8 protein-coding genes, 2 tRNA genes and 1 pseudogene are annotated in these 13,867 nt (G+C 39.8%); 6 read left to right on the forward strand and 5 right to left on the reverse strand.

Going from position 1 to position 13,867, the window contains the following annotated elements; translation table 11 throughout:
- The first annotated feature begins 173 nt into the window (after window positions 1-173).
- Window positions 174-773 (forward strand): hypothetical protein, encoded by a 600-nt coding sequence (locus V5M36_RS02095; protein WP_338561530.1) that lies wholly within the window; start codon window positions 174-176, stop codon window positions 771-773.
- Window positions 774-934: 161 nt separating this feature from the next.
- Here V5M36_RS02095 and V5M36_RS02100 read toward each other — a convergent pair.
- The 4 genes from V5M36_RS02100 to V5M36_RS02115 form a co-directional block, all read right to left on the reverse strand.
- Window positions 935-1,010 (reverse strand) — tRNA-Lys (locus tag V5M36_RS02100).
- A 21-nt stretch (window positions 1,011-1,031) separates the two neighbouring features.
- Window positions 1,032-1,107, reverse strand: a tRNA-Lys gene (locus V5M36_RS02105).
- 130 nt (window positions 1,108-1,237) lie between these two features.
- Complete coding sequence (locus V5M36_RS02110) at window positions 1,238-3,079, reverse strand: long-chain-acyl-CoA synthetase (RefSeq protein WP_338561532.1); 1,842 nt, start codon at window positions 3,077-3,079, stop codon at window positions 1,238-1,240.
- Between the two features lie 204 nt (window positions 3,080-3,283).
- A complete protein-coding gene (locus V5M36_RS02115; protein ID WP_338561534.1) occupies window positions 3,284-6,865 on the reverse strand; it encodes an Rne/Rng family ribonuclease in 3,582 nt (1,193 codons plus the stop codon).
- Window positions 6,866-7,614: 749 nt separating this feature from the next.
- On the opposite strand from V5M36_RS02115, the gene V5M36_RS02120 reads away from it, so the two are divergent.
- The 4 genes and pseudogenes from V5M36_RS02120 (at window position 7,615) to V5M36_RS02135 (ending at window position 10,782) form a co-directional block, all read left to right on the forward strand.
- The gene (locus V5M36_RS02120; protein WP_338561536.1) at window positions 7,615-8,589 is read left to right on the forward strand and encodes an RluA family pseudouridine synthase; all 975 of its coding nucleotides are present in this window, start codon (window positions 7,615-7,617) and stop codon (window positions 8,587-8,589) included.
- A gap of 90 nt (window positions 8,590-8,679) precedes the next feature.
- Window positions 8,680-9,363 carry an HAD-IA family hydrolase gene (locus V5M36_RS02125; RefSeq protein WP_338561539.1) on the forward strand — a complete coding sequence of 228 codons (684 nt, stop codon included), beginning with the start codon at window positions 8,680-8,682 and terminating at the stop codon, window positions 9,361-9,363.
- A gap of 60 nt (window positions 9,364-9,423) precedes the next feature.
- A pseudogene (locus V5M36_RS02130) lies at window positions 9,424-10,122 on the forward strand (helix-turn-helix transcriptional regulator).
- Between the two features lie 51 nt (window positions 10,123-10,173).
- Complete coding sequence (locus V5M36_RS02135; RefSeq protein ID WP_338561541.1) at window positions 10,174-10,782, forward strand: glutathione S-transferase family protein; 609 nt, start codon at window positions 10,174-10,176, stop codon at window positions 10,780-10,782.
- A gap of 46 nt (window positions 10,783-10,828) precedes the next feature.
- Here the strand turns inward: V5M36_RS02135 and hcaR are convergent, their stop codons facing one another.
- The gene (hcaR, locus tag V5M36_RS02140) at window positions 10,829-11,734 is read right to left on the reverse strand and encodes a DNA-binding transcriptional regulator HcaR (protein WP_338561543.1); all 906 of its coding nucleotides are present in this window, start codon (window positions 11,732-11,734) and stop codon (window positions 10,829-10,831) included.
- 1,112 nt (window positions 11,735-12,846) lie between these two features.
- Here hcaR and V5M36_RS02145 point away from each other — a divergent pair.
- Window positions 12,847-13,851, forward strand: coding sequence for an MBL fold metallo-hydrolase (locus V5M36_RS02145; RefSeq protein ID WP_338563984.1), 1,005 nt, complete (start codon window positions 12,847-12,849; stop codon window positions 13,849-13,851).
- Window positions 13,852-13,867 lie beyond the last annotated feature (16 nt).

Consider the following 13,867-nt stretch of genomic DNA (forward strand, 5'->3'; position numbering starts at 1 on the left):
TTACAAAATTGATTATGATTTTCAGTGATATTCATAAGCCTATTGAAATATTCTGTCAGACCTATCGCATATTCGAATTGGTAACAATATAAGCCATTGATATATAATTTAATTGAAGAAAAAGTTAGTGATTTAATCTGTTGATATCCGATGGTTTTTTTAATGATGCCTTTATGAAAATATCTCCTTGGGTGTGTTTGTTAACCAGTCTCATGTTATGTGCTTGTCATAACTCAGACGTCTCATCTGCAGTCGAGTCTGTAGAAAATTCAGGCTATCCCTTACAACACAATCCAGAAATCAAAAATAAACTGACGGATTTGGCGGGTAAGGCAACCTTGCCAAAAGCTCAAGAAGCACAGGTCAAACCCTTATTGATCGATGAAGCACAACCTTATATTGGCCGTTACCAAGTTGAAATAGATTGTCATGATCCATTTGTTGATTGTCAGCAGGGCAGAGCGAATTTCATTATCACTTTACTGCCTGATGGCACAGCGCATCGTAGTATTGTGTATATGGGAAAAATAATGTTTGCCTCCAACCAGCGTTATCAAGAAGATCAATGGTTCTATGATCAAGCAGATCATCAAATTATTTTGAGACGCAATAATGGTGTTGAATTTTTTTATGATATAGATGAGCAGCATAATTTGATTATGAATCTTGATAAAATCGCTCATGCAAATAAAATTAATCAGCAGTTTTTCAGTAATGAAAATCCATTACCAGAACTGTCCTATGTGTTAAAAAAGACGGCTGCAAACTCTTAAATTCTTAAACTCTTTTAAAATTCTTTGTCTTCATTCTTTATTTATGGACCCTGTTGAAAATCCAACTTAAATTATGATCTTTGTAATGTATTAAAGATTTCTATATTTAAAATTTATGCAATAAAAAAGCCTATCAAATATGATAGGCTTTTTTACGAATTTGGTGGGTCGTCCGCGATTCGAACGCGGGACCAACGGATTAAAAGTCCGCTGCTCTACCAGCTGAGCTAACGACCCATAGGGGTTCAAAACATAAGATGGTGGGTCGTCCGCGATTCGAACGCGGGACCAACGGATTAAAAGTCCGCTGCTCTACCAGCTGAGCTAACGACCCATCTCGTTTTGATGTTGCGTATTTTAGCAAGTTATCAGCAGAGCGCAAGCTAAAATTTTAAAACTTTGTTACGTTTGGCTAGAAATAACACAATTTGCTGTTATTGAGCTAAAAAATAAACAAAATTCACTTAAAATCGGTATTTATACTGCTGAATATTACTCAAAATCTCATCATTCACATCGCAATATGCATCTGAATTGGGCAATAAAATCAAAATTCGATCTGAAGTCTTCTCTGGATCATAGGCTTCATCTTTCAATTTGCTTTTCTGATATTTAAAAGTACCTGTAGTTTCGAGTATTTGTTGAACACGTAAAAATACAGGGACTGCATATGGCGGTAATTCTTTTTTAAATGACTGAGCCATGTCAGTTAAATCTTGATCATTTAGCTCAGCACCATCTCTTAAAGTAATCGCAGCCATGCCTGCACGACCATTGGTGTTTGGAATTTCAACCCCATACACAACGGCTTCAGTAATTTTTTCGTATTCGCTACAGATATTCTCGACTTCTGTTGTCGATACATTTTCACCTTTCCAGCGGAAAGTATCACCTAAGCGGTCAATAAATTGCGCATGGCGACAGCCGATATCACGAACCAAATCTCCAGTGATGAAATACGAATCGCCTTTGCTGAATACATTATGCATGATTGACGATTTATTTTTTTCAGGGTCGGTATAACCATCAAATGGAGAGCGATTGGTTATTTTACCAATCAGTAAACCAACCTCACCTTTTTTGACTTTTATACAATGACCTTTTTTGTCGAGGATCGGTTGCTCTTTTTCTTTGTCATATTGAATAATGGCATAAGGAATAGGGGAGAAACCAACGGTATTATCAAAGTTAAATAAATTTGAAAAACCAACATTTCCTTCACTTGACGCATAGAGTTCAAGTACTTCTTCAACACCAAAGCGTTGTTTAAACTTATCCCAAATATTCGGACGCATACCATTACCAATCATTTTGGTTACACGATGGTTGCGATCCTGCTCACTTTCTGGCGCATCCATAAGATAACGGCAGAGTTCACCGACATATCCAATCGCAGATGCATTGTATTTTTGCACATCTGACCAAAATGATGAGGTAGAGAATTTACGACGCACCGCTAAAGCAGAGCTGCCTGCAATCACACCACACCAGCATACGACCATACCTGTTGCATGATAAAGCGGCAGTGTTACATACATAACATCATCTTTATTTAAGTTTAAGACGTGTCCATAGGTACCATATGCCAGCATCCAACGGCTATTGGTAAAGATCACAGCTTTAGGTAGGCCTGTTGTCCCCGAGGTGTAAATATAAAATAAGCCATCTACGCCTGTAACCTTATTGGTTTCAGCGAGATTGTCAGTTGAAAACTTTTGAATCTGTTGGGCGAGGTTGTGAAAGCCTTCAGGTGCTTCACCTGCGTCTTGACGGGTATTCTGATCCGCAAACCAATACAAAGCATCTGAAGGAACTGTGAGTGCATCACGAATATCTTGTACAGCCTGTCTGCATTCTTCACCCACAACCACAGCGATTGGTTTAACAAGGTTAATGCTGTGTGTAAGAACTTTACCTGTTTGTGAGGTGTTGACCAGAGCACTGATCACTCCAATTTTAGCCAATGCAAGAACAGTGGCAACCAGCTCAGAACGGTTTTCGATAATTACGGCGATAACATCGCCTTTTTGTGCACCTTTGCTTAGATAAAGCTGTGCAATTTGATTCGCCCACTGATTGAGTGCGTGATAGCTATAGCGTTGATCTTCAAATATGAGTGCAGTGCCGGTGGGATTGCGTTTAACTGCGCGTTCAAAAGCCAAAGCTAAGCCAGCGGGTGTAGACGCCGTTCGCACATAAGCTTGAGAAAGTCCCTTTGCAATATGTGGGAGTTTTTTTAAGAATTTAGGTAAACGTACCGCAACATCCGAGATTCCTATCAGATCACTTTGATTGGTTTGGCTCATATTTCTTCCATTTATTTTAGTATCTAATCAATCTGTCTTTTTGAGTAAGCGAACAACATGCTTTATTTTCAGGTTTAATTTTCTACATCATGTTCGACATAATTACAATCATGATTTCTGACTATAAAGCTTAATCGAACATAACAAAAAAACCTAGCCACCGTAATGACTAGGTTGATCGAACATTACTATCTTTTATGCAACTTACTCAGCTGGATTCACTTTTTTAGGTGGACGTCCACGAGGGCGACGAGGGCGAATAGGTTTATCCTCTTCATCTGTCTCGGCATCATTTTGCGCTGTAGCCGCAGCTTCTTCAGCATCTACGATTTTTTGCTGTGCTGCTGCAGCTTTCGCTTTAGCAGCAGTAGTTTGCGGTTTAGTCGGCGTTGCTTTGCTGACCTCAGGCTCTTCTGGTTTAGCCACAACAGGTGCGTCAATCGCTTCAATCATCACCGAAGGTGTTGTCTCTGTTGATTCAGCCACTGTGTTTTCCACTGGAGCGACTTCTTCTGCAACCGCTTCAACTGTAGTGACCTCTGCAGGTGCTGCTTCTGCAAGAGACACTTCTTTAAGACGCGCTTGCTTTGCTTGTTCAGCCGCTAATTTTGCTAAACGACGACGTTCGCGAGGGTCATTGGCAACACGGTTGTCAGACACTGGCTTTGGTGGTGTCAAATCTAACACTGGCGCAGGCTCAGCTTCGACTTTAGCACTTGAAACGACCGCATCACGTGTGACTGGTTTTTTCTCAGCTTCAGGCTCAGATACATTGCTGCTGAGCGTTGCTGCATACTCATCTGCAAATTTTTGCAAAGCACGGTTGAATGTTGGAATTAAACCGAATTGTTCAATTAAGACTGAACAATCTGTGCCATAGACATGACGAATCAAGCTGATCACTGTGTGCTGTGCTAAAGCAGGAATCTGTGAAGGATTCACTTTAGGTGCTACCGGTTTAGATTTGGCGGCATCTTTATGCTTATTACGACGACGCTGGCGCGGATCGTTAGCTGCACGAATGGCAGGTTGTTGCACATCAGCTTGCTCTTGAACCGCTGGTTGCTCGACAACGATTTCAGTCGGTGTGCTTTCAACCACTGGGTTAACAAGCACTTCTGTCTGAGCAGTCAACGTTTCAGTTTGAGTCGCTGTTTCAGGCGCATTGTTTAACGCAACAATTTCACTTTTCGCTTGGTCAATATTGACCATCAGCGCTGTAGTCATGTTTTCGTTGCGTGGTACTTCAACGACATCCACTTTAATTTGTGGCGCTTGCTCAGTGTTTGTTACGACCGGAGTTTGCTCGTTGAGTACAGTTTGATCACGTTGACGATTTGGTCGCTGTGGGCGTTGTGCATTACGATCGCGACGTGGAAGCGCCTGAGCATCTTGCTGAGGTGCATCCAGTTGTTGATCATTTTGATGCGGACGTTTTGGATGACGAGGTTTTTGATCACGCTGTTCATGACGTAAGTCATTACCACGGTTATCTAAACGATCTGAACGTTGCTCTTGACGTGTATCATTGCGGTTGTCTAAGCGACTATCTGTACGATTATCAACACGATTGTCTGAACGACTGTCATTACGATCATGTCGTTGGTCGTGACGTGTATCGTTGCGATTGTCTACACGACTGTCTGTACGGACATCTGCACGATTGTCAACACGATTGTCAGCACGATCGTGACGTTGTTCATGGCGAGGAGCTTGAACAATTTCTTCAGTTACATGATGGTCATTTGATAATTCACGTTGTTCACGTGGCTTGTTACGAGGCTTCTTATGATTATTGTTACGCTGTGGACGATCTTCTTTTTCAAGTTGACGTTCATTGGCTTCACGAGGCTCTTGTTTCGCAACAGGTGTATGCGAAATATAGGCATTTGTTTCTGCTACGACAGGTGTTGCAACAGCAATCGGCGCAGCTTGTGAGATTTGGCCGAATTGACCACGGCTCACAGCACCACCATTCACCATTTGTTCAATTGCTGCGGCTGCATTGTTTGCAGTGCGTGAACGATCAGTAGTGGTTGCTTGTTTTTGAACAAACAGATTTTCTAACCAAGCACATGGGCTTGAAGCAGGTGCAGCGACTTGAGCTTGAACCTGATTTTGCTGTCCAGCAGATGCGACAGGCGTAGTGTTATTTTTACGCTTTGGATTCTTATCTTGCTGTTGAGCAGAAGCAGCAGGCGCAGGAGCAGCAGCGCGCTGAACCGTTTGTTCTTCTTCTAAATGCCACTCAGAAGATTCGTAACCTAACTCTTTTTCACTATTGCGCGTTGCTTCAGTGCGTTCATAGCTGGTCGGTGCAAAACCTTCTGGATTAAACGTGATTTCGTAGTGTGGTGTTTCTAAATGTGGATGTGGTAATACCGTCACACGTACATTTGATGTTTGTTCAAGGTAAACCAGGCTATGACGCTTTTCGTTCAATAGGAAGGCAGCGATTTCTACTGGCACTTCTACTTGTACTTCACCTTGACGTTCACGCAATGCGATTTCTTCTACTTTACGCATGATCGAAAGTGAAAGAGAGCGTAAGTCACGAACCATCCCTGTGCCATGACAGCGCGGGCAAACATAACCGGTTGCTTCTTCAAGAGATGGACGTAAGCGTTGACGGCTCATTTCCATTAAACCGAAGCGAGACAACTGACCGAATTGAATACGAGCGCGGTCACTTTGTGTTGACTCACGAAGTTTCGCTTCAACCATACGTTGGTTGCGTTCTTTGGTCATATCGATGAAGTCGATTACAACCAGACCACCAATATCACGCAAGCGTAGTTGACGTGCAATTTCTTCAGCAGCTTCTAAGTTGGTGCTGAGCGCAGTTTCTTCTACGTCATGACCGCGTGTTGATTTTGCAGAGTTAATATCAATCGATACCAATGCTTCAGTTTGATCGATTACGATCGAACCGCCAGCGGGTAGTTTTACTTCACGTTCATAAGCCGTTTGAATTTGGCTTTCAATCGCAAAATGAGCGAATAAAGGTTCATTCAATGTATACGTTTTTAACTTATCTAACTGATTCGGCATAACCGCTTTTACGAAGTTATACGCTTCGTTATACGCTTGCTCAGAGTCAATTAAGATTTCAGCCACGTCATCACGTAAATAATCACGAATGGCACGTGTAACCACGCCAGCTTCTTGATGAACGAGCATTGGTGAAGGACCAGAGGTTGACGTGGTTTGAATACGTGCCCAAAGATCTAACAAATGTTGAAGATCAAGCTGTAATTCTTCTTGCGAACGGCCAATACCTGCTGTACGTACAATCACACTCATGCCACGTGGGACATTCAGTGATGACAGCATTTCTTTGAGCTCTTCACGAACTGCACCAGAAATTTGACGGCTAATACCACCACCTTTCGGGTTGTTTGGCATCAAGACTAAATAACGACCCGCAAGTGAAATGAAGGTAGAAAGAGCAGCACCTTTATTACCGCGCTCTTCTTTTTCAACTTGAACAAGAAGCTCAGTGCCTTCGGTGATCAATTCACGGATATTCGATGTTTGACGAGGATCAGCTTTGTAATAAGAGTTGGCAATTTCGCGCATCGACAAGAAACCTTGACGACCTGCACCATACTCTACAAATACAGCTTCTAGAGAAGGTTCAACGCGAGTCACGTGACCTTTATAAATATTGGCTTTCTTTTGTTCACGGGTACGATTTTCTAAATCAAAATCGTAAAGACGGTGACCAGTGATGAGTGCAACGCGAACTTCTTCGGCATGTGTTGCATTGATCAGCATACGTTTCATGGGTGTAGCACCTAATAGTAATACACAACTCATAGTCGCTATTCACGTAGCGAACATCAACGCTCATGGATCAAGCTTAGATCTAAAAACAGGTGGATCTAAGTGTTTACCGGCCTTTTTTGATGGGCTTCGGTTTTTGATTCACGTATTGGTGATGGCAATACGGCTTTAATCATAAAGTGATTAAAGAGACCTGAATATTCACTGGCGGACAAACGGTGCATTGGATGTGAGTAACTTTCACTGTCACATTGCTCTAAGATCACCTCTTCATACTTGATAGAGTGACTTGATACGGAATTATCATCGTATCTTTGCAATCTGTGCAGATCCAATGCATCTAACGTTGTAGCCTGAATATTGAATCAGGTTGCGACTATTCTGATGTGTATCAGTTTACGTTTAAAACCAACTTAACATTGGCGACATATTTTTTTAAACAAACTGATTTATGTGCAAAAGCACAATTAAACGCAACAGTTTGTCTTTTTGCCGATATAATAAGCCATCGGCGTTGGCATATTCTTTTGGGACCATTCCGAGTTTATGCTAAACATTAAAACTTAGTTTTGATTTCAAAGTTTTTGAAATCTCTAAATTAATGTTCACTTACGGCGGTATCCGTGCGCTGACTATAGCAAACCTTCGATCATCTGCCTATGGGCTATACATGCATTTCTTATGATATGTGTAGTTCAAGTGATCAGTTTTTAATCAAATTTAGTATTTTTTTAGGTCAACGTAACTGTATGAATTCTACACAAGAATGGCAAGATGTCACTTGGTTTGAAGTGAATGAGCACCAATTGGGGCAGCGCATCGACAATTTTTTGTTTTCACGTCTAAAAGGTGTACCTAAAAGCCGTATTTATCGTTTAATTCGTGAAGGCCAGGTACGTGTCAATAAAAAACGTGTAAAAGCAGAAACTAAACTCGCTATTGGCGATCAAATTCGTGTCGCACCGATTCGTTTTGAACCTAAAGATGAAACACCTGTACCTGTTTCAGACAAAGTGGCACAAAGTCTATTAAGCCGTGTTGTTTATGAAGATGAAGGTCTGATGGTGGTTAATAAGCCATCTGGAATTGCAGTACATGGTGGCAGTGGCGTCGCTTATGGTTTGATTGAAGGTTTACGAGCCGCTTCTGGTAAAAAATATTTAGAGCTGATTCATCGTATTGACCGTGATACATCTGGTTTAGTGATGATCAGTAAAAAGCGTAGTACGTTAAAGGCGTTACAAGATTTACTTCGTGAACACAAGATCAAAAAAACTTATGCAGCGATTGTGAAAGGCCAAGTGGCTTTAGATAAGCAGCTGATTGATGCGCCTTTGCATCGCTATGAACTTGCTAATGGTGAGCGTAGAGTCTGTGTGTCTAAAGAAGGTAAGCCAAGTAAAACACAGTGGAATGTGGCTGAACGTTTTATGCATGCAACCTTGGTTTATGCATCGCCATTGTCGGGACGTACACATCAGATTCGTGTTCATGGTCTCAGTATTGGTCATCCTTTAATTGGGGATGATAAATATGGACATGAAACTGACTATCGAGGACCGAAAGCACGTCGTTTGAGTCTACATGCATTACGCTTAGATATCCCAGGTTATCCAACGATTGAAGCGCCATTGCCTGAAGATATGCAGAGCTTAGTGGCACAGTTAAGAGCACAGAAGAAAGATAAACAACAGATCACTCCAATGGGAGATGAAGACGATTAATTTTTATTCTTTTTCTTGAAGAAAACGATGTCATGAAGAAAGCAATGTTAAAAGTCATGAAGTAAACTGAATCAAATATTGGGTAATTTTATGAAAAATGCGGTAAAGCTGGTTATTTTTGATTGGGATGGCACTTTATTTGACTCAGTTGGTCAAATTGTTAAAAGTTTACAATTTGCTGCACAACAGTTCCAACAACCGCTCACTGATGATGCTGCAAAAAGTATTATTGGTTTGGGTTTGCCAGAAGTGATGCAAATCTTATTTCCACAAGTTCCTCATTTACATCAGGAGTTATTACAAAGCTATTCGGATCATTATGTTGCTCACTCTAAAAGTGATGTGTGGTTTGATGGTGTGGCTGAAATGCTGGCGGATCTTACAGCTCAAGGTATTATTTTAGCTGTAGCAACAGGCAAGAGTCGTAAAGGTTTAGACCGCGTGTTGGATCAAACCAATAGTCGTAATATTTTTAGAATTACGCGTGCAGCGAGTGAAACTCAATCTAAGCCTAATCCACAGATGCTAGCTGAAATTCTAGCGTACACTGGGGTGGATGCAGATCATGCAATCATGGTGGGTGATAGTTCTTATGATCTGGAGATGGCACAAAATATTGCCATGCCACGTGTAGGAGTGAGTTATGGAGTACATAGTGTTGAAACTTTACAACGTTATCAACCGCTCACTATTGCAGATAATGTGCAAGAATTGCATGGTTATTTACAAGGTATTATACAGTCGACTGCAATGACTGAGAGTGAAGTGATTTAAGAACAACAACATGATGGAGGAGGATGCTCTTCCATCAAAAATAATAAAAACAGGAATGCCATGAGTCGTTCAATTCGTTTGCTAAATCTTTTGCAGCTATTAAGAGAATATCGATATCCTGTGACTGCAAAAGTATTGGCTGAACGGTTAACGATTAGTCAACGGAGTGTTTATCGTGATATTGAGAGTTTACGAGAACAAGGTGTCAATATCGATGCTGCTGCTGGTTTAGAATTTCAACTCTAAGGGAATTTTTTACTCCCACCGATGACTTTAAATGAAACGAAAATAGAGGCCATTTTTTTGGCTTTAAATTGGTTAAATGATATTCCAGATCAAGCTTTAAAATCTGCATCAACCTCTGTGCTGGCGAAATTAAATGCGGTGTTACCAGAGCATTGTCAGCATTTATTGCAACAAACAACCTTAAGATCAATCCAAACATGGTTGCCTGTTAATGAGCAATTGGTAGAGCAAGTCCGAGTCGCCATTCGTCAGCAAGTTAAAATTATGGTTGATTATAAAGATGAGCAGCAGAGAGTGAGTTCAAGAGTGTTGTGGCCATTTGCAATAGGTTATTTTAATGACCGTATCGTTTTAGCGGCATGGTGTGAACTGCGTAATGGGTTTCGACATTTCAGAATTGATCGAATACAACAACTGCGTTTAAGTCAGGAATTATATCCACATTTTAAACAACAACTTTTCCAACAATGGTGGGTACAAGAAGTTTGTCGTTCGACTACTGACAAGAACTGACAATTAAAACAAGTAAATTTAAATAAGACCAATAAACAAGGAAATATAAAAATGGCTCTAAAACTATATACAAATTCTTTTTCACGTGGTGTTGTTGTCGATTGGTTGCTCATCGAGCTCGGTATTCAATGTGAACGCATCGAAGTTGCATTTGAGACGGATATGAAAACACCACAATATTTAAAAATTAATCCTTTTGGGAAAGTGCCTGTTTTAGTTGATGATGGAATCGCGGTTTATGAGTTGGGTGCAATTTTTGCCTATTTAGCCGATAAATTTATTGAAAAAGGTTTAGCGCCTGCATTGAATGACACTCAGCGTGGCATTTACTATCGATGGTTATTCTTTATCTCTGGACCGTGGGCAGCTGCAGCAACTGACCGTAAGTTGGGTGTACGGGTTAATCCTGAACTAAAGTCTTCTGTTGGCTATGGTGATTATAATGATGCGTATAATAGCTTTGTCGTAGGGTTGAGTGAAGCAGCTCCCTATTTGTGTGGAGAGCAATTCACTGCTGCCGATGTGTTGGTGGCAGCAATGTTATTTTGGCAGCTAAAAATGGGTGAGATAGAATCTCATCCTGTTATTGAACGTTATTTAGAAAGTATCAGTAAACGCTCGAGTTATGAACAGGTTGCTGCATTTTTTAGTAATGTATAAGTAATAAGATAAAAAAACAGCCGTACTATTTGGCTGTTTTTTTTCATCAATTTTCCGAACCATTCACATCTAGATGAAATATTTGGGTGAGTAATTCAATAAATTTTTGAACCGCTAAGGAATTAGAGTTTTTTTGATAACTTACGAAAAGATCAAGGTGGGGAAGCTCTACATCTAGAGGACGAATGACCGTGTTATTCATGGTGAGAGGAGCGACGTAAGTTGGGAGAATGGTGCAACCTAGTCCCATACCAATTGAATTGATATTAAATAAGATGTTATCTGCTTTTTGAACGATATTGAGTTGAATATCATTGGCTTTAGCAAAATCTAAAATAATATGATGCAAGGTATTTGATTTTTCTTCATCTGGAATAATAAAATCAACGTTATTTAAAGCCTTAACAGGAATTTTTTCGTATTTTGCGAGTGGATGATCTTTAGGTAAAATAAAAATTAAGGGCTCTCTGAGTACAAATTTACTTTCAATTTCATCATTGTTCATATTCTCGCGTGTAAAGGTAATATCCAGTTCACCTTTCTTAATTCCACGTATTTGTTCTGTATTATTTAAACTGTGGAGTTCAATTTTAAAATCTGAATTTTGGACGCGTAGATGAGGAAGCACTAGAGGGAATACTTTCATTTCAGCGACAGGAACAAAACCAATACGCAGCAGTTGCTGCTTAGCTTTAGAGACTTGGCGTGCCATTGCAATGGCTTTTTCAGCTTGTGCCAAAGTTAAACGTGCTTGTTCTAGAAAAACACTGCCTTCTTCCGTCAGTTCAACCTTACGTTTAGTACGATTAAGTAAACGGACACCGACATCTTCTTCTAAGTCTTTTATTTGCTGACTTAAGGAAGGCTGAGCAGTGTAAAGCTTCAATGCTGCTTTGCTAAAATTTAGCTCTTCAGCAACAGTCACAAAGTATCTAAGGTGGCGTAATTCCATATAAACCGTCCAAGCAGTAATCTAAAATATGTCTTACTTTGTTTTCGCTGATTATAATCTAAAAAAATTGTATGGTGAATTTAATTGCAATATTTATTAAATAGATACCCTAACTTGGTTTTAAACCATTTTAATCAAAATGGAAATTTATTTAATAATCGTTAAAACATCTTAATTGAAAAATAAATATTTTTTTATCGTTTATCTTTGAACAGTCATTAACTTAAAAAATGGGATCAAATTTTTCTGCTCCCTTGTTTGTGTACACGATTATCATAGGAAAGCTTGAGTGAATTGAAAATTGAGATTGGTATCCACTTCAAAAGTCACAATACTTTTTATTAGACAACATTTACTTATTCAAGAGCATAGCACATCAGTGCATATGGCTTCGTTTTAGCATGATCATGTCTTTCAGTTGTGGCAATCTAGCTATTTTTGAATTATACGCCGTTTAGCGAATTTGAATGTATCTTTAAGGGATGTGATGACACTCGTGGTTGTATTCATTTTAGCGACAATATTAGTTTTGAAGACGACACTCAATTATGAATAGATGAGTTTAAGGGGCACTCTACGAAATGTTGTCATTATGTTGGAGCTTTGGATGTGCTTTTACAATAAATGGAAAGCTAAATGTTTAACAGTTTCTTCTTATGAATTCACTCGCGTTGATAGAGATGCAGCATCTCGTGAGGGTTTAAGATTAAAGTTTGAATGATCGGGTAGATTCACTTGATGATTAAAGCAAAAATAAATCAATGCAAAGCTCATTTTTGAATACATTCATTGACTTAAAGTTCGCTAAAAGCAACAAAATAATAAAGATATAGTGATGATTAGTTCGCTAATATGAAGTAAAAGAGCTACCTTAATCAAATATAAGTATTTGATTCTTTATACTGGTCAATCGTTGTAAAATTTTAATATCACATTATTTTTATCTTAAATGCGTAAGAAAAACTGCAAATGAAAGGATGTTAAAAGTCGTAATGTCTAAATTGGCTGAAGTTAAACGCGCAGGAGAAGTTGCTTTAGTGAACAGCAATAAACCAAATACTAAAGCGGCAATAATCGCTCCATTACACTATCAATTATTGACTGAAGACTGCATGCGTCATATGTGGTTAAAGCCAAAATTTAACTACGTCTCTTCAAACTATAAAGCTGACCACGGCTTTGTAAATCAATCGCCACATCCAGAGGGTGGACGCCGTTGGGATTTGTTTAAATGGCTGATGCGCCGCAAATCTGCGACTTGGGTCGGAGACTTTAAAAAAGAACGTGCAGATTTTTATGCAACTAAAAAATTAAAGCCTGAAGAACGCCCATCGGCGGATATGAATGACTGGCAGGTGTGGTTTGTGGGGCATGCCACTGTTTTGATTCAAATCGGTCCTTATAACTTTTTGACCGATCCAGTGTGGGCAGAGTATGTGAGTCCGAAACAAGGTAAAGGACCAAAACGCGTGATCCCAGCGGGTATTGCTTTGGAAGATTTACCGCGTATTCATGCCGTGTTACTGAGCCATAATCATTATGATCATATGGATTTAGCAAGTTTAAAATGGTTGCATAAAAAATTTGCGATGCCGATTTATACAGGCTTAGGCAATGCTTATTATTTGCCTAAATCATTCCATGTGATTGAAATGGATTGGTGGCAATCAGCTTTGTTGCACGATATCAAAATTACATATACACCTGCACAGCATGGTTCAGGTCGAGGGTTGCGAGACCAAAATGCTGCTTTATGGGGTGGTTTTTCGGTGGTTTCAGCGCATGGTCATTGTTTCTTTGCTGGGGATACTGGGTATGCGTCGCACTTTAAAGAAATTTATAAACGCTTCGGCGCACCACGTATTGCACTGTTACCTATAGGTGCTTATGAGCCTCGTGAATTGATGCGATATATGCATATGAATCCGCAAGATGCATTTCAAGCGCATACAGATTTGCAATCTAAACGCAGTTTAGCCATTCACTATCGCAGTTTTCAATTAACGGATGAATCACGTGAGCAACCTGAGTTAGATTTGCACCAAGCAATGAAACATACCTCTAAGCTGATGAGTCCTTTTTATTGTATTAAAGAAGGCCGAAAACTGATTGTTTAGCATTTTTTTTGATTAG

The sequence above is a fragment of the Acinetobacter sp. KS-LM10 genome (assembly GCF_036896575.1).
Taxonomy (GTDB): domain Bacteria; phylum Pseudomonadota; class Gammaproteobacteria; order Pseudomonadales; family Moraxellaceae; genus Acinetobacter; species Acinetobacter avistercoris.